18 protein-coding genes are annotated in these 20,739 nt (G+C 69.8%); 15 read left to right on the top strand and 3 right to left on the bottom strand.

Annotated elements, in window-relative coordinates; translation table 11 throughout:
* Window positions 1-21: 21 nt before the first annotated feature.
* Complete coding sequence (locus ACF1CT_RS04635; RefSeq protein ID WP_072488263.1) at window positions 22-318, bottom strand: type II toxin-antitoxin system VapB family antitoxin; 297 nt, start codon at window positions 316-318, stop codon at window positions 22-24.
* 131 nt (window positions 319-449) lie between these two features.
* Here ACF1CT_RS04635 and ACF1CT_RS04630 point away from each other — a divergent pair, with 131 nt between their 5' ends.
* Entirely contained in the window at window positions 450-758 is a 309-nt protein-coding gene (locus ACF1CT_RS04630) for a helicase HerA-like domain-containing protein (protein WP_391782288.1), read from the top strand.
* 296 nt (window positions 759-1,054) lie between these two features.
* Here ACF1CT_RS04630 and ACF1CT_RS04625 read toward each other — a convergent pair whose 3' ends face one another.
* On the bottom strand, window positions 1,055-1,672 hold the full coding sequence (locus ACF1CT_RS04625) for an HhH-GPD-type base excision DNA repair protein (RefSeq protein WP_391782287.1): 618 nt from the start codon (window positions 1,670-1,672) through the stop codon (window positions 1,055-1,057).
* 220 nt (window positions 1,673-1,892) lie between these two features.
* Between ACF1CT_RS04625 and ACF1CT_RS04620 the strand changes: the two genes are divergently transcribed.
* Together ACF1CT_RS04620 and ACF1CT_RS04615 are read left to right on the top strand one after the other, a co-directional pair.
* Window positions 1,893-3,953, top strand: a complete 2,061-nt coding sequence (locus ACF1CT_RS04620; RefSeq protein ID WP_391782286.1) for an SMI1/KNR4 family protein — start codon at window positions 1,893-1,895, stop codon at window positions 3,951-3,953.
* 259 nt (window positions 3,954-4,212) lie between these two features.
* Window positions 4,213-5,082, top strand: coding sequence for a DUF4157 domain-containing protein (locus ACF1CT_RS04615; protein ID WP_391782285.1), 870 nt, complete (start codon window positions 4,213-4,215; stop codon window positions 5,080-5,082).
* Window positions 5,083-5,260: 178 nt separating this feature from the next.
* Here ACF1CT_RS04615 and ACF1CT_RS04610 read toward each other — a convergent pair whose 3' ends face one another.
* Entirely contained in the window at window positions 5,261-6,598 is a 1,338-nt protein-coding gene (locus tag ACF1CT_RS04610; RefSeq protein ID WP_391782284.1) for a hypothetical protein, read from the bottom strand.
* Between the two features lie 211 nt (window positions 6,599-6,809).
* Between ACF1CT_RS04610 and ACF1CT_RS04605 the strand changes: the two genes are divergently transcribed.
* The 12 genes from ACF1CT_RS04605 to ACF1CT_RS04550 all read left to right on the top strand — a co-directional run bounded on the left by ACF1CT_RS04605 (window position 6,810) and on the right by ACF1CT_RS04550 (window position 20,737).
* On the top strand, window positions 6,810-7,436 hold the full coding sequence (locus tag ACF1CT_RS04605) for a response regulator transcription factor (protein WP_391782283.1): 627 nt from the start codon (window positions 6,810-6,812) through the stop codon (window positions 7,434-7,436).
* A 492-nt stretch (window positions 7,437-7,928) separates the two neighbouring features.
* Window positions 7,929-8,180, top strand: coding sequence for a hypothetical protein (locus ACF1CT_RS04600; protein ID WP_391782282.1), 252 nt, complete (start codon window positions 7,929-7,931; stop codon window positions 8,178-8,180).
* A 234-nt stretch (window positions 8,181-8,414) separates the two neighbouring features.
* Complete coding sequence (locus ACF1CT_RS04595; RefSeq protein WP_391782281.1) at window positions 8,415-10,481, top strand: HYR domain-containing protein; 2,067 nt, start codon at window positions 8,415-8,417, stop codon at window positions 10,479-10,481.
* Between the two features lie 181 nt (window positions 10,482-10,662).
* Window positions 10,663-11,613: a DUF4255 domain-containing protein gene (locus tag ACF1CT_RS04590; protein ID WP_391782280.1), complete on the top strand. Its 951-nt coding sequence runs from the start codon at window positions 10,663-10,665 to the stop codon at window positions 11,611-11,613.
* Window positions 11,610-13,745: an ATP-binding protein gene (locus tag ACF1CT_RS04585; RefSeq protein WP_391782279.1), complete on the top strand. Its 2,136-nt coding sequence runs from the start codon at window positions 11,610-11,612 to the stop codon at window positions 13,743-13,745. Before ACF1CT_RS04590 ends, ACF1CT_RS04585 begins: the two co-directional genes overlap by 4 nt.
* 146 nt (window positions 13,746-13,891) lie before the next feature.
* Entirely contained in the window at window positions 13,892-14,734 is an 843-nt protein-coding gene (locus tag ACF1CT_RS04580) for an alpha/beta fold hydrolase (protein ID WP_391782278.1), read from the top strand.
* The gene (locus tag ACF1CT_RS04575; RefSeq protein ID WP_391782277.1) at window positions 14,731-16,011 is read left to right on the top strand and encodes a cytochrome P450; all 1,281 of its coding nucleotides are present in this window, start codon (window positions 14,731-14,733) and stop codon (window positions 16,009-16,011) included. Before ACF1CT_RS04580 ends, ACF1CT_RS04575 begins: the two co-directional genes overlap by 4 nt.
* Window positions 16,012-16,275: 264 nt before the next feature.
* Window positions 16,276-17,517, top strand: a complete 1,242-nt coding sequence (locus ACF1CT_RS04570) for a hypothetical protein (RefSeq protein ID WP_391782276.1) — start codon at window positions 16,276-16,278, stop codon at window positions 17,515-17,517.
* 381 nt (window positions 17,518-17,898) lie between these two features.
* Complete coding sequence (locus tag ACF1CT_RS04565; protein WP_391782275.1) at window positions 17,899-19,449, top strand: phage tail sheath family protein; 1,551 nt, start codon at window positions 17,899-17,901, stop codon at window positions 19,447-19,449.
* A gap of 159 nt (window positions 19,450-19,608) precedes the next feature.
* The gene (locus ACF1CT_RS04560; protein WP_335932618.1) at window positions 19,609-20,052 is read left to right on the top strand and encodes a phage tail protein; all 444 of its coding nucleotides are present in this window, start codon (window positions 19,609-19,611) and stop codon (window positions 20,050-20,052) included.
* Window positions 20,052-20,597: a hypothetical protein gene (locus ACF1CT_RS04555; RefSeq protein WP_391782274.1), complete on the top strand. Its 546-nt coding sequence runs from the start codon at window positions 20,052-20,054 to the stop codon at window positions 20,595-20,597. Before ACF1CT_RS04560 ends, ACF1CT_RS04555 begins: the two co-directional genes overlap by 1 nt.
* Complete coding sequence (locus ACF1CT_RS04550; RefSeq protein ID WP_093549683.1) at window positions 20,594-20,737, top strand: DUF6760 family protein; 144 nt, start codon at window positions 20,594-20,596, stop codon at window positions 20,735-20,737. Before ACF1CT_RS04555 ends, ACF1CT_RS04550 begins: the two co-directional genes overlap by 4 nt.
* Window positions 20,738-20,739: the final 2 nt, after the last annotated feature.

Genomic DNA, 20,739 nt, shown 5'->3' with positions numbered 1-20,739 from the left:
TACGAGGCGCCGTTCCGCTCCTCAGCCGAGTTCGAGCACCCGGGCGTGCAGCACCTGACGTTGCTGAAGTGCGGCGCGGACCGCGCGGTGCAGCCCGTCCTCCAGGTAGAGGTCGCCCTGCCACTTCACGACATGCGCGAACAGGTCGCCGTAGAACGTCGAATCCTCGGCGAGGAGGGTTTCGAGGTCCAGGTTGCCCTTGGTGGTCACCAACTGATCGAGGCGGACCGGGCGCGGCGCGACGTCCGCCCACTGCCGGGTGCTTTCCCGGCCGTGGTCGGGATATGGCCGCCCATTTCCGATGCGCTTGAAGATCACACGGAAAGCCTACCGGGCAAGAGCCTCCGGGCGCAGCCACGGCGCCGGACTGCCATGCTGCCGAGAGCGTCATAAATGTGGGCATTCCGGAATTGGGGCTGTGATGAGCGACGGCGACAGCGCTGGCGGGGATGCGGGTACGGGTGCCGAAGGGGTACAGACACGGGTGCCGGCCCGGGTGCGGGTGGTCGCGCGGGCGCGGGCTTGACGCCGAGCGGGGAACCGACGCCGGGGCCACCCGAACCGGCAGGACCAGGACGCTCCAACTGATCGCCGAACAGTTCTCGCCCCACGGCGTCCTCGTCTTCCCCGTCTTCCCCTCTGTCCTCGTCTTCCCCTCCGTTCTCGTTTTCCCTGCCGTTCTCGTTTTCCCCGCCGTCCTGGTCTTCTCCGCCGTCCTGTCGGGTTCCTCGTCCCGTCCAAGGGAAGGGCCGGACTGAAGGAGATCGGCGGGTTGTCCACGGCGGAGGCCGAGTGATCCCTCGGGCGGCCACGTCCTTCGAGCAACAGGGCACGAGTCACTTCTTCGGCGAACCGGATGTCTACACGGCTGAGTTCCTGCGGCAGGCGTCGGACGGCCACAGGTCCCGCAGTCCCTGATGGCGCCGTACCCGGCGGCCCAGCCGGATGCGGCGGTGAACGGGGCGGTGCTGTACATCCGTTACGCACAGGCGGTCGATCGGGTGTCGGCGTACGAGAAGCTGACCGCCGAGCGGACCGGGCGGGCCGGGCCGCGCTACTTCCCGGACACGCGTTTCGCCGCCCGTGCCGCCTGTTTGGCCTGCTGCTTGAACGCGCGGACCTCGGAGAGCGATTCCGGCCCCGTGATGTCCGCGACCGACCGGTGCGAGCCCTCGTCGCCGTACGACCCCGCCGCCTCCCGCCAGCCCGTCGGCCGGACTCCGAACTGCTTGCCCAGCAGGGCCAGGAAGATCTGTGCCTTCTGGGTGCCGAAGCCCGGCAGGGCGTTCAGCCTTTTCAGAAGCTCGGTACCGCTGGTGGCATCGCGCCACACCGAGCCCGCGTCCCCGTCGTACTCGGCCACCAGGTACTGGCACAGCTGCTGGACCCTCTTGGCCATGGAGCCCGGGTACCGATGCAGGGCAGGCTTGGCGGTGAAGAGCCCGACGAAGGCCTCCGGGTCGTATGCGGCGATCTCACGGGCGTCCAGGTCGTGCCCGCCCATCCGTCCGGCGAGGGTGTACGGACCGGTGAACGCCCATTCCATCGGTACCTGCTGGTCCAGCAGCATGCCGACCAGGGCGGCGAGCGGGCTGCGCGCGAGGAGCTCGTCGGCCTCCGGTTCCTGGGCGATCCGCAGGGTGACGGCTCCGTTCTTCTTGCTCTTGGTCATGTCTTCGATCATCCCGATGGCGGGGTGACCCGGCCACTCCACCGGCCGCCGATGCGGCCGTTCGACGCCGATTCGTGCACGGTGCGAAGCCGCTCCGCGGGGGAGGGCGGCACCTGGCCGAACAGGTTGGGCATGTGCACGACGATTGCGCGGTCGTCGTACGGCTGCGGCCGTCCGCCGCAGGGTGTCACTGTCAGTGGTGGGTGTCAGGCTGGGACACGTGGACATCAGCAACTGGAAGTCCTTCCTGGGTCGTTGGAGCAGGCACTGGTGGGAGGCCAGGGCCCTGCTCGATTTCGACGAGGACGAGGACGAGGACGAGGACGAGCAGGACGAGCAGGACGAGCAGGACGAGCAGGACGAGACCGAGGAGGCGTCCGACGACGATGCGGTGGTCGCCGGAGTACTGGCGTTCCCGGCCGCCGACGAGGAGCGGATAGCCGCGCTGGAGCGGCGGCTCGGGCTGACGCTGCCGCCGTCGTTCCGGACGTTCCTCCAGGTCTCCAACGGCTGGCGACACGCGGGCAGATCGATCTACCTGATGGCGGTCGCGGAACAGGTCGCGATGTACGGCGATCCGGCGGGCCTGCGGGAGCTGTACGAGGAGAATCTGGACGAACGGTCCGGGCGGGCCGAACGGCTGATGGCCGGCATGTGGGGCAGGGCCGTGCAGTTGTCGCACGACTCGGACCTGACCGATGTCCTGATCGACCCCGGCGACGTGGGCGAGGACGGCGAATGGGCGGTGTACGTCTACCGCGGCTGGTCCGGTGAGCTCCCGGAACGCCATGCTTCGTTCGCGGACTTCATGCAGAGCATGTACCAGGATTTCCATCGCGGGCACAGCGCCGACCCGGCCTTCGAGAACGACGTGACGCGCGCGCTCGACGACTCGGTGGAGCAGGCCCGGCTGGCCTGTCTGGGAGGGGGTGACATCGATGAACAGCTGACGGTGCTCGCCGAGGCCGACAAGTACGGAAGACCGCGAGCGCGGCGGCTGCGGGATCAGATACGGGCCATGTTCTCGCCGGTCGGCCATATCGAGGCGGTCCGGGACACCGACGACCTCCTGTACGCAAGGGAGATCCTGCCGCTCCTCGCGCAGGCCCACCGCGAATCCTGGCGGGACGACGACTGGTTCCTGCGACCGCACGGTGAGGAGGGCCGGGCCGGGGCCGCGCTGCGGGGGGTGGACGAGCGCTCCTTCCGGTACGAGCCGCCGGGGCCGTTCGGGCAGGCTGTGGCCGAGGCCCGTGAACGGGCACGCTGGGGTGACACGGAGGGTGCCTGGCGGCTTCTGGCCGCCTCAGTGGCCGACTGGCAGCCGTACGGTATCGATCACGTGGCGCCCGTGGGGCTGTTGGCCGACCCGTTCCTGGGGCCGGTCGTCACACCGGAACGGGGACGGTGGATCCTGACCACGCCCCGTGCGGGACACCGTCAGAGTTCGCGGCCGACGCAGACGTTCCCGGTCGCCGCCGGAGATGTGGTCGCCCGGGAGGCAGTGGTCCCCTGTTTGCCCGACCGGGCCGTCACGGCCGACCGGGCCGTCACGGCGGTTGCGGACGGTGCCGTCGTGGATGGTGTTGTCGTGGAGGGCGCTGTCGAGGACGGGCTCGGCTGGCTCGCCTCCGGCGACGCGGGTGCGGCATCGGAGGGGTTCCGGTTCGTCCTCGTCCATGGTGTACCGCCGCGTGAACTGGCGCGGAGGCTCGGGGAGGGGCCCCTGTCGCCTGCGTGTTCCGACGACGACGTGCGGCCGTGGGGGCGTCGGCGCGGACCGGTGGGGGACGGCGCGCACATGCGGGTCGGATGGTGCGGTGGAGGCTGGAGCTTCGCCTACGAGACGGGGCCCGAGCCGTTCCGGGAGGACCGGCTGATCGGGCTGGACGCGCAGGCGTCCCTGGGGACCCGGTCGATATCGGTCTGGGTTCCGGGGGCCGGTCACTCCGGGGCTACTGGATCCGCTGGATCCGTGGCGGTGCCGCGGAGGCTGCGTTTCTCGTACGCGGAGAACGGCAGGGAGACGTACGGGTACACGCGCGAGGACAAGGAGCAGTCCGTGCGGGGAATACTGCCGGATTCGCTGCACGCGCTTCCCGCCGGTGGGCCCGCGCTCGATGTGATCGCGGAGGCATACGGGGTCTCGCTGCCCCGGTTCGCGCTGACGCGGGGGCGACTGCACGCCGTGGCGGTGAAGCCGTGGCACAGGCCGCCGGAGCCGGGAACGCTGTGCTCGACCAGCCGGATCGTCGTGGGCCCGCGCACCCACGGGGACTGACGCGTCAGTGGGCGATCCCGTCGAGACCGATCCCGTCGAGACCGATTCCGTCGAGACTGATTCCGTCGAGGTCGGGGCGCTGAGGACGCGCTGTTGCGGACGGGCCGTTGCGGTGTGAGCGGCCGGGGTGCCCGAAGAGGCAGTGTCGGGTGCCCCGGGCCGGTGGGGCAGGGGCTGGACGGGGCCGTGACGCGTCGTGAGGGTGGAGCGGAGGGGCCAAGTCACGACGAGCTTTCGATCCGGGCGCGGTGCAGGGGAGATGACGATGCACGCACAGGAATGGGATCAGGGACACGACCACGAACGGGACCACGGGCAGGAGAGGGATCACGGGCACGATCCCCGGCGTGAGGAGCACGGGGCGGAGCAGGAGCACGGCGAGGCCACGTACGCGTCGAGGTCGGCCGAGGGAGCGGGGGCCGTGGACACCTCACGCGTCTTCCGCGCGGCGGCCACCGGGCGGACCGACGCGGTCGGAACCGGTGGTATGGGCGTGCTCCAACGGGCGGTCGGCAACAACGCCGTGGGTGCGATGCTCCGCCGGAAGGAGGAGGAAGACCGGTCCCCCGTGCACGAGGTGGTCTCGTCCGGCGGTGGGCAGCCGTTGGATACCGACACCCGTACGGACATGGAGCGCCGGATGGGCGCGGACTTCTCCGACGTTCGTGTGCACACCGATTCCGCCGCGCACGAGTCGGCGAAGAGCGTCGGGGCCCATGCCTACACCGTCGGCAACAACGTGGTGTTCCAGCGCGACGCGTACGATCCGTCGTCGCCGCAGGGCCGGACCACGCTGGCCCATGAGCTCACGCATGTTGTTCAGCAGCGCAGTGGCCCGGTGGAGGGCACGGAGGCGCCGGGAGGCATCCGGGTGAGTGATCCGTCCGACCGGTTCGAGCGGGAGGCCGTCGCCAACGCCGACCGGGTGCTGTCGGACCCGGTTTCGGCGCCGGCACCGGCACCGGATTTGGGTGCGGGTGTTGGTGCGGCTTCCGGCCCGGTCCCCGCCGTGCAACGGGCTTCGACGGAGGATGAGGACGAGGAACCTGCTGATGTGCAGGGCTCATTCGTTCAGCGTGCCGAGGAAGGGGCTTCCGAGGAGGAGGAAGAGGAGGCTCCGCCCGCCTGAGGAGATGTCATCCGCTCAAGGAGATCTCACCCGCGGAGGCTCGGCCCGAGGCCATCGAGGTCATGTTCAGGACCGCACCAGCCTCGTCCCGGTCCCGTTCCAGCCTCGTCCCGGTGCCGTCCCGGTGCCGTCCCGGCCTCGTCCCGGCCTTCGGCCGTGAGCGGAACGGGACCGGTCATCAGTTCGTGGTGTCCGTACGCATCGTGCCGCCGAGGAACAGGGATTCGGCGCAGCGCGAGGGCGTCGGCGCGTTCACCGGCTTGCCGACCTTCCTGCAGTCGACGGTCATCGTGACCTTGCCGCCCGCGGGCACCAGGATCGGTGTGACGAAGTGGTAGTCGGAGTCCCGGAAGTTCTCCAGTGCGAGCCGCAGCACGGGGGTGTCGCGGCCGGAGGAGACCACGAGCGTTCCCGCGTCGCCCTGCGGGTTCTGGACCACGATGTCCGTGAGCTGGAAGGTGTGCCCGCCAGGTACCTGTAGGGCAGCCGACGTGGTGGAGCCACCGCCCACCGCGTCCCTGACCTGCACCTGCGCACTGGTCGGGGCCGCGGCACCCGCGCCGTCCGAGGTACCGGCGGAAGTTCCGGTGCCCGATGAGGGGCTGGGTTGCGACGCACCTCCGTTCGCGCCGCCGGAGGAGTCGCCTCCGCCCGACCCCGTTCCGGTCGGGGAACCCTGGTCCGGGGCTTTGCTCTTGTCGGCCGCCGCGGCGGACCGGACCGCGTCCGGCGTGATCGCCTCCCTGGCAGCCGACTTCACCGCCGGCCGCAACAACGCGTACCAGAGCCCGACCAGCGCGATCAGCAGCACGGCAGCGGTGATCAGTGCCCGGGGCAGCCAGCGCGGCAGGACCGGTTCCTGCTGGTACGAACCGTCCAGGACCACCGGGGCGGCCGGCGCCTGCCCCTCCGCCGTATCCGTGGCGACGACCACTTGGAAGGGGTGAGTGAGCGCCGTACCGCGCCACACACGCTTCGCGGGCCGGACCCGCACCCTTCCGAACTCGGCCCGGCCGGGCGCGATCCGCAGGGCATCCGCCGCGAAGGAGACCCGGGCGCGATCCGTACCCGACCGGGCCTCCAGCCGTACCGTGGTCGGGAAGTTCCCCCGGTTGTCGATGGCCAGTTGATGCCTGCCGCGCCAGGCGCCCTGCGAACTGCGTGGTACAAGTTCGGCGGTCGTCCCGGTGAACGGAAGGACGGTCACCCGCCCTTCCGGCACCACCGTGTCGCCCCGCTCGCTGGTGGGCACCACCCGGATTCCGAAGGGAGTCTCGCCCGCGAGTACGGTGGAATCGCGGGGTGGCCGCAGCACGAACGAGACCGTCTGCGAGTCGCCGGGATACAGGGAGAGGGTTTCCGGTTCCACGGCTGACCAGGCGGCACAGGCGCCGACCACCTCGAAGCGGTACTCCTCGACGGTGCTGCCTGAGTTGAGGATCCGCAGAGGGAGAGCCGTTTCCTCGCCCGGTGCGGCAGTGACGGACGAATCGTCGAGGCTTGCCGTGAGACTCATAGGGCGCACCGTAGGGTCGGTCCCCGAAAGCGGGCAGCGACTGTGGAGGAATACTTCTGGGCAGATTCCGTGCCCGGATCGGCTTTTTTGTTTCCCTGTAGGTATACGCGGGAATCGTTTGACCGCCTCAAGACGAACGAGGTCTACGAAACAGCCGGGATGGTTGTGTTCGCTGTGAAGCCATCGGCTGTTGCCCAGGGGGAGCATTGCCATGGAGCGAACAACTGTCGCGTTACGAGCCCAGGATCCGATCTCACAGGCCGGTGTCTCCAGTCAGTTACGGGCCCGCCCGGAAGTCAGCGTGAAGGAGTGGGCGGAGGGAGACGCCTCGCCGCAGATCGTGGTCGTCGTCGTGGACGCGGTCGACGAACAGGTGCTGACGATGCTGCGTCACATCCAGCGCACCAGCACGGCCCGGACGGTCCTCGTCGCCACGGACATCGATGAGCAGAAACTGGTGAATGCGGCGGAGTGCGGCGTCGCAGGTGTGATCAGGCGTTCCGAGTCGACTCCGGAACACCTCGTGCAGGTCATAGGGACGGTGGCGCGGGGCGAGGGCCATCTCCCCTCCGACCTGCTCGGACGGCTCCTCGAAGAGGTGGGCCGCCTCCAGGGGCAGGTGCTCGGACCCCGGGGACTGCACTTCACCGGGCTCGCGGCCCGGGAGGTGGATGTGCTGCGGCTGGTAGCGGAGGGGTACGACACCGCGGACATCGCGACGAAGCTGTCCTATTCCGAACGCACGATCAAGAACGTGCTGCATTCCGTGATGGCCCGGCTGCAATTGCGGAATCGTTCGCACGCCGTTGCGTATGCGATGCGCCAGGGCCTGATCTGATCCATTTCGGAGGCCATCCGGATCAGTTCGATCGACTTCCGCGGCTCAAGCCCGCCAGCCCCCAGTTCCGCAGTTCCGCAGTTCCCTAGTTCCCCAGCCCCCAGTTCCGCAGTTCCGCAGTCCTCCGCTCCTCCGCCCCTCCGGTCCTCCAGCCATCCAGTCCTTTCGCCCCGGCCCCGCTCTTCCCGGCCCTGCTGTTCCCGTGCCCGCTGTTCCCGTGTCCTCCGTTCTTTCGATCACTCATTTCGATCACCGTTTTTTTCCTCGCCGTTCTCGATGACGTCGGCTTTTCGGTTTTCGATCACTGGTCGGACTTTGCGTTCCGGTCACGGCCGTCCGATGCCGAGCCGAAGCAAGATGGTTGGTGCAAAGGCACGCTTGTTGTCACTGAGACGGCGACGAGTGTTGTCACTGAGAAGGCGACGAGCGAGGCGTCGGTCCGAGCTGCGGCGAGAGCCCTGCCTCTCGTTCTATCTCCTGGTCAGCCCGGCAGTGTTCTTCGGTACGACTGCCTGGGATCTGGTCACCGACACCGGCACCACCCCGGTCCGTCGGTTCTTGGCACCGCTGATCTTCCTCGCCCTCATGGCACTGCCGCTCATCCTGGCTCGTGTGGTGTTCCGTTCGGGTCGGCGCAGGGGCAAGAAGCGGCTGAGGGCGGCGGTCCCGGTGGTGCTGGCGCTGCTCGGCGGGTCCGTCGTGCCCCTCGCGGCTCTGCTTCTGATCTTTGTCCATGCGGGCTGATGACAGCTTCCGTGCCGCGGTGCAGATGCCTCCGTGACAGTTCCCGGTCGCCCGGGCGATTGATCGCCCGGCCGGGTGGCACCGGCGTGGTGCGGCACCCGGGCGGTGCGGCGGCTGCCCGAAAGGGCAGAGGGGGATTCCCGGGAGTGTGACTCCCGCACCACTGCGGGCCGGACGTCCGTACGGGACCGTGGCGTCCGGACGTCGATCGGCCGACGGTGTGGGAGGACTTCCGTGCGCTGGTTCCAACCGCTGCCGGGGCCCCGGGCCTCGGCCCCGGGCAGAACGCTTGCCGCGCTCCGTGTTCCCGTGCTGGCCCTGGTCCTTCTGGCCACCGGCATCGCGCCCGGCTCGGCCGCCGGTTCCGGGGCGCCGACGGTGGGGGAACCCGAACCCTGGGTCACCCCGGCCGTGTTCACCGACACCGTGGACCCCGGGGGCTCCACGGGGGTGGCCAAGCAGGTGCTGACGCCGATCATCCCGCCGAGGCCGGACGTGGTCCTGCTGGTGGACGGTACGGCGAGCATGGCGGAGCCGATCGCCAGTGTGCGGAGGAACCTTCCCGAGATCACTGCCGCCATCCGGGACGAACAGCCGGATTCCCGGTTCGCCGTCGCCACGTTCGGCGACCAGGAAGGTGACGTGAACGCCGGGTTCGACGTGCTGACCGAGCTCACGACCGACGACACGAAGATCAAGGAGGGCGTCGACGGTCTCGGCACCGGACTGGGAGGAAAGAGCCGCGGGCCGTCCGAGGACTGGATCAACGGACTGTGGCAGATCGCCGACGGCGCCGACGGGAAGACGGTGTTCCGCGAAGGGGCCAGTCCCGTCATCGTGGTGGTCAGCGACGCGTCCAGTCACTCGCCGAGCAACGGTCACTCCATCGACGACACGATCTTCGCCCTCCAGGACAAGAACGTCCGGGTGATCGGCGTCGATGTGGAGAGCAAGATCGGCGACGGGATGAACGGCAACGGAGACGCCCACAACCCCGACAATCCCGACTATGTCGAGGACCCTCCCACGACGCCCGGGCAGGCGACACGCATCGTCGAGGAAACCGGTGGCCGTCTGCTGGAAGGCATCGACGGCAGGGAGGTGGCGAGCGCGATCATCGAGGGTTTTCACAACCTTCCGACCAGCGTCGGATACCGCCTCGACGACTGCGACCCGCACCTCTCCGTCAGCCTCGACCCGCCCGCGCAGCGGCTGACCAGCGGCGACACCGCGCACTTCGCGGAGAACATCGATGTCTCCTCCGACGCACCTCAGGGCACCCGGCTGAGCTGCACCGTTCAGTTCCTCATGGGCACCCAGGCGCCCGGAACGGACACGATCGGACCGTCGGCGGCGGCCGACCCGGATTTCCAGGAGCAGATCAGCATCGACGTGAACGACATCGATGCCCCCGTCGTCACCGTCGACGATCTGATCGTCCGGGCCAAGGACGGACGGGGTGCGCGCGTCACGTACACGGCCACCGCGCGGGATGCCACCGACGGCACGCTCCCGGTTACCTGCACCCCGCCCTCCGGCTCGCTCTTTCCGGTCGGCATCACCACGGTGACCTGCTCGGCCACCGACTCGGCGGGCAATACGGGGACGGACACGGCCCGGATGGAGGTTCTTGAGGCCCCCGTGCCACCGTCGGCGGATATCTCGGTCAGGGCCGACATCAGCCCGGACCGCACGTACACAGGTCGCCCGGCCCATGCGCGCTTCACCCTCACCAACGCCGGTCCGGACGCGGCGACGGGGGTTGTCGTCGGTGCGTCCTGGCCGAAGCCGGCCGATGCGAAGGACCGCAGCCTGACCGCACCGACCCGCTGCACCGCCGCCGAACCGTGCACCATTCCGGCAGGTGGCCGCATCGAGGTGACACAGACAGCGACGTACGACGCGGCGATCACCGGTGACGTACGGGCCACCATCCGCGGCACGCTGCCCGATCGACGGAAGGCCAACAACCAGGACACCGACCGGCTGCGGGTGTTGAAGCCTTCGCTGACCGTCACTCCGCAGGTCGCCAAGCCGGGGCAGGTCGTGCTGGCCCGCGGCAAGGACTACCCACCGGGGCAGACCGTACGTTTCACGTGGAACATCGGGATCAACGCCGAGATGTCCGGCGTGACCGTGGGCCGTGACGGCACCTTCGAGGTACAGATCCCGGTTCTGCGCAAGGACAAGCTGGGCCCCCGCGAACTGCACGTCGACACGCGCGACATCGACCGGCTGGAGAAACCGGTCCTGGTGGTTCAGCGGAATCTCCAGCCACCGGACTTCGCGGGGCGCGCGTGAAGAGCATGAAGAGCGTGAAGAGAACGCACGGGGAACTCGCGTGCATGCGAGAGGCGCGCAGGGCAGGCGAGGCCGGGACAGGCGCGCGCAGGGCGGCTGAGGCCAGGGGAGCTGGGTGCAAGGCAGGTGCGGGCGGGGGAGGCGCACACGGAGGAGCCGACAGTCGTACGGGAGTGACCGGATGATCCACGAGGTCGACGACGTACTGCGGTCCCTCATCAGGGCGGAGGTGCTCGAAGGCGGTCAGATCGCAGTGGTCTTCGACGCTCCGACCAGGGAATGGGCGGCGAAGGTCAATGCTCCCATGGTCAACCTGTACCTCTACGACATCCGCGAGGACATGCGCAGGCGCGAACGGGGCCTGCACAACGACTACGACGAGCGTGGCACGATCATCGCCCGTCGCCGTCCGCCTCGGTTCTTCAAACTGTCGTACCTGATCACGGCGTGGACGAAGCGTCCGGAGGACGAACACCGGTTGCTCGCCTCGTTGCTCGGCTGCCTGCTCTGTCACGAGGCGCTGCCGCAGGAACGGCTGACCGGCATGCTGGCCGAGATCGGGGCCCCGGTACCGATGTCCATCGCTCTGCCCCCGCCGGAGGACCGTTCGTTCGCCGATGTGTGGAGTGCGCTGGGGGGAGAGTTGAAGCCCTCGCTGGACCTGGTGGTGAGCGTGCCGGTGACGGCCTCGCCGAGCTATGTGGCCGGTCCGCCGGTGGGCGACGAGGGGGTGCGGGCCCGTTTCGGGGACATGCCCGAGAAGGTCGAACCGGTCACGGAACCGATGCCGGGACGCGGCAACCTACCGGTGTACGGGGGGCGTCCGGGCAGACCTGGACGACTGGACGGGCGATCGGACGGACGACTGGACCGACAACTGGACGGACGACTGGACGGACGACTGGACGGACGACCGGATACCCGGCGGGACCCGAGCGCAGGGCGACGGCGCGGCCTGTCGCTGAGGATCACGGAGAACCGCAGATCCCCCGCCACGGACCGGGCAGCCGGTACCGCGACGGGTGACGGGGGCGCTCCTGTGGAGGGCGGCGGAGAGAACGGCGGACAGGGCGGCGGACAGAACGGCGGACAGGGCGGCGGAGAGAACGGCGGAGAGGGCGGCGCCCCATGACCGCTGCGGATGACGCGAACCTGCGCCATCTCCTCGCCCGCGCGGTGGCGGTGGAGCAGCGCATCCGGCGGGCGGTCGAGGCCCGGCAGCTCACCGATCCGGACCCGGACGACGCCTTTCGAGGCCTGTACCTCTCGGACGCGAACATCGCCCGTCTGCTGGACGAGAACGAGGCCCGCGCCTTCCCTTGCCCCGTACCGTCTTCGGTCCCGGACCTCTATGAGGCACCGGTCTCCGGCGAGGCGCAGGGGCCGGGCGAGGCACCGGTCTCCGGCGAGGCACCCGACCTCTATGCGGTACCGGACCCCGCCGGCCCAGGGGTGGGGCAGTCCGGACTGACGTCCCTGGCCTCTGAGTTCGGCCTCACCGCCCTCGACGTCGAGATTCTGCTGATCGCGCTCGTTCCCGATCTCGACGACCGCTTCGAGGCGTTCTACGGATACCTGAACGACGACGTCACCCGTCGCCGCCCGTCCATCGGTCTGGCGTTGGGCCTGTGCGGGCTGTCGCCCGCCGACCGGGTGGCGCGTGGTCGGCTCTCGGCCCGTGCCCCGCTCCGCGAGGGCCGCCTCCTTCTGGTCGAGGACCTGGACCGTCCGTTCCTGAGCCGGGCGCTCCGCGTCCCCGACCGGGTCACCGCGCATCTCCTTGGCGACGACACCCCCGACCCCCGGCTGGCCGATCTCCTCGCCCCCTGGCATGCCGTACCGGGCGTCGGCGACCCGGTTCCGCTCGCCGGGGCGCTCGTTCGCGGCGCCTCGCTGGCCTACCTCCGTGAGGAGCAGGGCGGTGCGGGTACGGCCCTCGCCGCCACCGCGCTGACCCGGGCCGGGTATCGGGTCCTGGGCCTGGACCTGGCGCGGCTGGCCGAGGACCCGGTTCCCGCCGAGGCGGTCCGCTCCCTGGTCCGGGAGGCCCGGCTGACCGGTGCGGGCGTGGTCTGCGCCCCGCTCGACGCGGTCTCCCGCGAATCCCCGGAGCTGCTTCGGCTGCTCACCGGAACCCCGGTCCCCACGATCCTGGTGGGCCGGGCCCCCTGGGACGCTGCCTGGTCCGCCGCCCCGCCCCTGCTCCTGCACGTCCCACGGGTGGAGCCCTCGACCCGGGCCGCCCTCTGGACCGATGCGTACGACGCCCCCGTCCCCGAAACCGTCGACGTGGACCGGCTGCTCTCGCCGTTCCTCCTCACCCCGGAACAGATCACCCGCGCCGCACGGGGGGCCGCCCAGACCACTCACCTCGACGGCGGCGTCCTCACCGCCGACCACGTCCGTCAGGGCGCCCGCGCCCAGAACGCGGCGGGTCTGGACCGCCTGGCCCGCCGCATCGAACCCACCGTCACCTGGAACGACCTGGTCCTTCCCCCGGGCACCCGCGCCCAGCTCCGCGAACTGACCGCCCGTGCCCGCCACCGTGACCAGGTGCTGGGGGAGTGGGGCATGCGTCCGGGCGGCGGTCGTGGCCGAGGAGTATCGGCCCTCTTCGCCGGGGACACCGGCACCGGGAAGACCATGTCCGCCGAGGTGATCGCCGCAGACCTGGGCCTGGACCTCTACACCGTCGACCTGGCCACGGTGATCGACAAGTACGTGGGCGAGACGGAGAAGAACCTGGAACGGATCTTCTCCGAGGCCGCGGGTGTGAACGGCGTCCTCCTCTTCGACGAGGCCGACGCGATCTTCGGCAAGCGCTCCGACGTGAAGGACGCCCACGACCGCTACGCGAACGTCGAGAGCGCGTACCTGCTCCAACGCATGGAGTCCTTCGACGGCCTGGCCATCCTCGCCACCAACCTCCGGGCCAACCTCGACGACGCGTTCACCCGCCGCCTGGACCTCGTCATCGATTTCCCGGCCCCGGACCCCGAGCAGCGCCTCATGCTCTGGGAGCGTTGCCTGGGCACGGCCCTCCCCCGGGGCGCCGATCTGGATCTGGCGTTCTGCGCGGAGAACTTCGAACTGGCCGGCGGCAACATCCGCTCGATCGCGGTGACATCCGCGTACCTGGCGGCGGACACGGGCGAGTCGGTGACGATGCCGACCCTGATCCACGCGATCCAGCGCGAGTACCAGAAGCTGGGGCGGTTGACGCTCGCGTCGGAGTTCGGGCCGTACCTGGAGTTACTGGGGTGAAGCGGGACGGGGACGCGGCGGGGCGGGGGCGGTCGGCTCGGCCCGTCCTGTGCGTGTGCCCTTGCGCCGGTCCGGACTCGGCGTCACCGTGAGCGGGGCCGGTCGTTGACCGGCCGGAACCTCTCCGTACGGCGACGGGAGTCAGCGTGACCGCATTGCCTGTTCTGCCCCACGAACTGCACGGTGACGGTCCGCACAAGGTGGTCGCGGTGCACGGTTGGCTCGCCGACCGCTCCGCGTACGCTCCCGTGCTGCCTGATCTCGATCTCGGTTCGTTCCAGTACGCGGTGGTGGACCTGCGGGGATACGGCGAGGCGCGGGACGCGCACGGCTCGTACACCACCGCCGAGGGGGCCGAGGACGTGCTCGCCCTGGCCGACCGGCTCGGCTGGCAGCGGTTCTCGCTGATCGGTCACTCGATGGGCGGCTCCGTCGTCCAGCGGACGCTGGCCGCCGCGCCGGAGCGGGTGCGCAGAATCGTCGGGGTCTCGCCCGTTCCCGCGTCCGGCCTTCCTCTCCCGCCCGAGCAGTGGGAACTCTTCGCCGCGGCGGCGCACACCCCGCAGAACCGGCGGACCATCCTCGACATCACCACCGGAGGCCGACGCCCGGCAAGTTGGCTGGACCGCATGGTGCGCCGCTCGGTCGCGTGCAGTGATGCCAAGGCGTTCCGGGCCTGGCTGGACTCCTGGGCCGGCGAGGACTTCCACGACCGGATCGACGGCTCGCCGGTGCCGGCGCTCGCCGTCGTGGGCGCGCTGGACCCGGCCCTCTCCGCCGACGTGCAACGGGCCACCTGGATGCGCTGGTTCCCCCGGGCCGAACTCGTGGAACTGCCGTCGTGCGGCCACTACCCGATGGACGAGACCCCGCTCGACCTGATCCGCGTGATGGAGGACTTCCTGCGGGCGGACACGGAGGACGGCGAGGGCGCTGAGGGGCATGGAGGGCGTGGAGGGCGTGGAGGACATCGGGGCGCGGAGGCGTGAGCGATTCCGCCGCCGCCGGAACTCCCGTACCGGACGTCTTCGACCCCGGACAGTACGGGCAGGGCATCCCCCACGACCGCTACCGTCGCCTGCGCGACCATCACCCGGTGGCCTGGCAGGAGGAGCCGACGGTGTTCGGCTGGCCGGCGGGCCCCGGCTTCTGGGCGGTCACCCGGCACCGGGACGTGGTCCGGGTCCTGAAGGACTCCTCGACGTACTCCTCGTACCTCGGCGCCACCCAGATCCGCGATCCGGACCCCGCCGACCTCCCGTTCATCCGCCGCATGATGCTCAACCAGGACCCGCCGCATCACCGACGGCTGCGCGTACTCGTCAGCCGGGCCTTCACCCCGAAGCGCGTCGACCACTTCGGGACGGTCGTCCGGGAACGAGCCCGTTCCCTGCTCACCCGGGCGGTCGCCGAGGCGCGGGCCGGTGACGGCACCTGTGACCTCGTCGCCCGGGTCACCGACGACTACGCCCTGCTCAACCTCACCGACCTGCTGGGTGTGCCGGACACCGACCGCGCGCTCCTCCTCCACTGGACCCGACGCGTCATCGGCTACCAGGACCCCGACGAAGCCGGAGCACCGGAACCCGGCCCGGACGGCGAGCCGGTCAACCCCCGTTCCCCTTCCGCCCTGCGCGACATGTTCGACTACGCGCACGCCTTGGCGGCCCACAAGCGTCGGCACCCCGCGGACGACGTGATGACGGCGCTCGCCACCGATTCCGAACTTGCGGCGCCCGAGCTGGAGATGTTCTTCTTCCTGCTGGTCGTGGCCGGGAACGACACCGTACGCAGCGCGGCCCCCGGCGGCCTGCACCTCCTGGCGCAGAGCCCCGGGGCGTACGGTCGCCTGCGCGACGGCGCGACGGGGTTCGCCACCGCCGTCGATGAACTGCTCCGCCGGCACCCCCCGGTCCTGACCTTCCGCCGCACGGCCGCCCAGGACACGGTGCTGGCAGGCACCCGGATCCGCACCGGCGACAAGGTGGTCGTCTTCCACGCCTCAGCCAACCACGACGAACGCGTCTTTCCCGACCCGTTCACCCTGGACCTCACCCGCTCCCCGAACCCCCACGTCTCCTTCGGCGACGGCCCGCACGTCTGCCTGGGCGCCCACTTCGCCCGCCTGCAACTGAGCGCGCTGTACGAGGAGGTGTGCCGCACGCTGCCACCGGACCGACTCCGGTTGGCGGCTCCACCGCGCCGTCTGGTGTCGAACTTCATCAATGGGCTGAAGTCGCTTCCCGTCCGCCTGGCCGACTCCTGACGGTTGGTCAGTACGCCGGACCTGCCGGCCGCGTCGGCGTTCACCCGCCGCTGCTCGACGACGAGTTCGGGCTCGTCCGAGCGGCAGAACGTGATCGGGCCGGAGCGCGAGAAGGTAGCGTCACACCCGTCGAGGCCCTCCGGACGGACAGGGTGAGAACTTCCCTCCCCGGAGGACCTCGGCCTCTGGCCAGGCCCCGAGACACCCACCCGCATCACGCCCCGTACCACCCCGCATGAGGGAAGAGCCAGGTAGGAGCCGACCATGGACAGCGAGATCCAGCTGATCAGTGACGGTGACGGCCTGGCGGTCATCGGGGATCCAACGGCGATCGAACGCTTCCTCGCCTCAGAGGGACTGCCGTCGAAGGACCTCGGGCTGCAACGCCTGAGACCGGTGCTCGCCAACGCGGCCGGAGCCGCACAGGCGGGTTCCGAAATCGCCGCCGGTTCGGGCCGCTGGGTGAAGCTGACCAAGGAGTCCGCGCAACTCGTCGACAAGTACGGGTTGAGGGAAAGTTCCAGGACGGGGCTCAGCTCGGGTGTGCTGAAGGGGAGCAACGGCAGGATCGGCGGATTCGTCGAGTTCGTGACGCGTCCCGGAACGCTTCTGACCAACCCGGCGCTTCTGGCAGGTGCCGCGGGGATCATGGCACAGCTTGCGATGCAGCAGACCATGGGCGAGATCACCGACTATCTCGCCACGATCGACGAGAAGGTCGACGACGTGCTCCGCGCGCAGAAGGACGCTGTGTTGGCGGACATGATCGGAGTGGACCTGGTGATCGAGGAGGCCATGACCGTCCGGGAGCAGGTGGGCCGGGTCTCCGAGATCACGTGGTCGAAGGTGCAGGCCATGTCGGTGACGATCGCGCGAACTCAGGTGTACGCGGTGCGTCAACTCGACGCGCTCGCGGAGAAGGTGGAGCGCAGGACCAGGATCGGTGATCTCGCCAGGACGTCCAGGGAAGCCGAGTCCGGGGCTCAGGAGTGGCTCGCTGTTCTGGCTCGTTGCCTCCAGCTGCAGGAGGCAGTCGCCGTGCTCGAACTCGACCGAGTGCTGGACGCGGCTCCGGATGAGCTGGACCGGCATCGTCTCGGGCTCCGGGCCGCCCGACGGAACCGGCTGGATCTCATCTCACGGAGCACCGAGCGTCTGCTGGCCCGCATGAACGCGGCTGCCGGCATGGCCAACACGAAGGTGCTGTTGCACCCGACCGCTTCCCGGGAGGTGGTGCATGCGAACAACCATGTCGAGATCACCGTTGTCGACTTCCACGGGCGGCTCGGGATCGAGCGCGGCCGACAGACCTTGGAGGCGAGACGGTGGGGGGACGCGGCGGCGGAGGTGAGGGACAAGGTGTTCGAGCGGGGAGCAGAGCGCGTCGGTGCCGCCCGGCGCCTCGGGAACGAGACCCTCGGCCGGGCCAGATCGGCGACGGGCAAGCTCTCCAACGGAATTGCCGAGCGGGCGCTCCGACGGCGCGGGGACGACGCGGAAGGCTGAGAGCCTTTCGGATTCGGGTTCGGGTTCGGGTTCGATGCACCTCGGCCGGCTTCGGGTGAGCCGATGCGGCCCTGCCGGTGGCCGTGACCACCTCAGGGCTGTGGCGCCGACGGTGCGCACGAGGTTCCCGAGGAGCGCGGTGGGGACGGTCGGCACTCCATGAGCACGGGCCCCGCCGCCGTCTCGGGGGTGGGGGGCGGGCACGCCCGTGTGCAGTGCGTGGGGACCGTTCGTGCGGGCAGGGGAAGGCGGGCGCCACGTGGCGCGTGGGTTGCCTGATCGGGCAGCGTCCGGTGCACGGGTGGGCGGCCGTGCGTCCGTTCCCGGTGATCGCGGTCCTCGCGAGAATTGCGGGCGTTCCCCGGCCAAGGAGAGACTTATATGCCGTCGTACCTGTCCCCGGGCGTCTACGTCGAAGAGGTCGAGTCCGGTTCCCGGCCGATCGAAGGGGTGGGCACTTCGGTCGCCGCCTTCGTCGGTTTCGCGCAGAAGGGCCCGTTCGACGAACCGACGCTGATCACGAACTGGAGCCAGTTCGCCGCGGTGTTCGGTGACTTCGTCGACGGAACCTACCTCGCCTCCTCCGTGTACGGGTTCTTCGCCAACGGCGGTGGCGTCTGTTACGTGGTGCGCGTCGGCGACGGCACCGAGCCGCCCGCGGGGGGCGGGAGCGTCGCCGCGGCCGGACAGGTGCCGCCGGGGTCGGAGACGCCGCTGGGGCCGTATGCGGTGAAGCCCCGCCCCGGCGCGGCCGGTGAGATCACGGTCGAGGTCGCCGACGCGGAGGGCGAGGACCCGCCGTCCGACGTGTTCCGGCTGATCGTGAAGCGGGACGGGGACGTCGCCGAGACGTACCCGAACGTCACGACCAAACGCAGCAAGGAGAACGTCGCCACCCGGGTCAACGCCACCTCCGGACTCATCGAGATCCGGGAGCCGGGGCGTGGTGCCGCCCCCGCGAGACCCGAACCGCAGACGGTGACCCTTGCCCCGGCCGCACCGGTGCCGTCCGGAGCGGGCGCGCTGAGCCCCGACGCGTACGTCGGCGACCCCGACCGCCGGACCGGTCTGGGCGGGCTCGAAGCGGTGGAGGAGGTCACCACGGTCGCGGTGCCCGACCTGATGAGCGCGTACGAGCGCGGGCTGCTGGACCTGGAATCGGTCGTCGCCGTGCAGCAGGGGCTGATCACCCACTGCGAGTTGATGGGCGACCGCGTGGCCATTCTCGACCCGCCGCCGGGGCTGAGCCCGCAGCAGGTCCGCGCCTGGCGTACCGGCCGCGCCAACTTCGACTCCAAGTACGCCACCCTCTACTATCCCTGGATCCGGGTCGTCGACCCCGTCTCGTCGCGGGCACAACTCGTCCCGCCGAGTGGCCACATCGCGGGCGTGTGGGCCCGCAACGACGACTCGCGCGGTGTGCACAAGGCCCCGGCCAACGAGGTGGTACGGGGTGCGGTCGCCCTCCAGACGCAGCTCACCAAGGGCGAGCACGACCTGCTCAATCCGATGGGACTGAACTGCATCCGGTCCTTCCCCGGACGAGGCATCCGGATCTGGGGTGCGCGGACACTCGCCTCGGACCCGGCCTGGCGCTACCTGAACGTCCGGCGCCTCTTCAACTACCTGGAGGAGTCGATCCTCGCCGGTACGCAGTGGGTCGTCTTCGAGCCGAACGACGACGCCCTGTGGGCCCGCATCCGGCGTACGGTCTCGGCGTTCCTGGTCAACGAGTGGCGCAAGGGGGCGCTGTTCGGGCTCACGCCGGAAGAGGCGTTCTACGTCAAGTGCGACCGGGAGACGAACCCGCCGGAAAGCATCGACGCGGGCCAGGTCGTCTGCGAGATCGGGGTGGCACCGGTCAGGCCTGCCGAGTTCGTCGTCTTCCGCCTCTCCCAACTGAGCGAGGGCAGCGGCGGCGTCGACGAGTAGCGGCCACCGAGGACCGGGCCGCGGCGACGCGGCCGTACCGAGGCTCACCGAACGGGATGAGCGGCCAGATCAGCCAGATCAGCCAGAGCGGCAAGAGCGGCCAGAGCAGCAAGAGCAGCAAAAGAGGTATGAGCGGCAAGAGCGGCAAAGGAGACTGTTGTGCCACTTCCCGATCTCGACAGCACCGTCGGAGCCTCCTTCGGCCTCGAATTCGACAGCGTCGTCATCAAGCAGATCACCGAGGTCAGCGGTCTGAAGATGGAGCAGGACGTCATCGAGCTGAAGCAGAACACCGCCGACGGCCGCTACGCCATCAAGAAGCTCCCCGGGCGGCCGAAGGCCGGTGAGGTGACCGTGACCCGGGGGCTCACCGAGGACAACAGCTTCGAACGGTGGATCAAGGATTCACGGTTCGGCCGGATGCCCACGGCCCGGCGCAATGGAGCGGTCATCGTGTACGACCACGAGGGCGTCGCCATCAAGCGCTACAAGCTCATCAACGCCTGGCCGAAGTCCCTTGAGATCGGCACGCTCAAGGCCGGTGACACCTCGGTGCTGACGGAGAAACTCGCGATCACCTACGAGAGCATGGAAGTCGACTGATGCGGCGATCGACATCCGCGTCGGGATCCGTCGCGGCGGCAGCGGCAGCGGCAGCAGCAGCAGCGGCAGGGGCTCCGGCTGCGGGCGCGGTAGCGGTCGAGGCCGCGGAGGAGAGGGAACGGCGGGACGGAAGGGTGCCGGCCGGGCGTGGCGGGAACTCCGGTCAACAGGACACGTTGCGCACCGCGTTCACCTTCGATCTGCCGCGGGGATACGTCGACGACGCGGGCGTCGTGCACCGCACCGGGACCATGCGGCTCGCCACCGCGCGCGACGAACTCGTACCACTGCGGGACGACCGGGTGCGCGAGAACTCCGCGTATCTGTCGGTCGTGCTCATCGCGCGGGTCGTCACCCGGATCGGCACGATCGACGACGTCCACCCCGGCATCATCGAGGACCTTTTCGCCTCCGACCTGGCCTTCCTTCAGGACTTCTACCGGCGGATCAACGCCGAGGGCCACACCCGTGCCGCTGTCACCTGCCCCTCGTGCCAGGAGGAGTTCGCGGTGAATCTCGCCGGTGGCCGCCTGGGGGAATCGTGACGTACGCGGCCGACCTGCTCTACGAGGAGGTCGCGTACCTCGCCTATCACTTCCACTGGCCGCTCGACGAGTTGCTGGACCTGGAACATCCGGAACGTCTGAGGTTCGTCGCACAAGTCGCTCGCCTCAACGGGCAGTAGCG

The sequence above is a fragment of the Streptomyces sp. NPDC014734 genome (genome assembly GCF_043083325.1).
GTDB lineage: Bacteria > Actinomycetota > Actinomycetes > Streptomycetales > Streptomycetaceae > Streptomyces.
This window is presented reverse-complemented; position numbering and strand designations above follow the sequence as displayed.

Coding starts and splice junctions, on each gene's coding strand:
- ACF1CT_RS04625 (WP_391782287.1), bottom strand. CDS start 1,672: ATGACCAAGAGCAAGAAGAACGGAGCCGTCACCCTGCGGATCGCCCAG.
- ACF1CT_RS04570 (WP_391782276.1), top strand. CDS start 16,276: ATGGACAGCGAGATCCAGCTGATCAGTGACGGTGACGGCCTGGCGGTC.
- ACF1CT_RS04610 (WP_391782284.1), bottom strand. CDS start 6,598: ATGAGTCTCACGGCAAGCCTCGACGATTCGTCCGTCACTGCCGCACCG.
- ACF1CT_RS04615 (WP_391782285.1), top strand. CDS start 4,213: ATGACGATGCACGCACAGGAATGGGATCAGGGACACGACCACGAACGG.
- ACF1CT_RS04555 (WP_391782274.1), top strand. CDS start 20,052: ATGCGGCGATCGACATCCGCGTCGGGATCCGTCGCGGCGGCAGCGGCA.
- ACF1CT_RS04585 (WP_391782279.1), top strand. CDS start 11,610: ATGACCGCTGCGGATGACGCGAACCTGCGCCATCTCCTCGCCCGCGCG.
- ACF1CT_RS04605 (WP_391782283.1), top strand. CDS start 6,810: ATGGAGCGAACAACTGTCGCGTTACGAGCCCAGGATCCGATCTCACAG.
- ACF1CT_RS04565 (WP_391782275.1), top strand. CDS start 17,899: ATGCCGTCGTACCTGTCCCCGGGCGTCTACGTCGAAGAGGTCGAGTCC.
- ACF1CT_RS04630 (WP_391782288.1), top strand. CDS start 450: ATGCGGGTACGGGTGCCGAAGGGGTACAGACACGGGTGCCGGCCCGGG.
- ACF1CT_RS04590 (WP_391782280.1), top strand. CDS start 10,663: ATGATCCACGAGGTCGACGACGTACTGCGGTCCCTCATCAGGGCGGAG.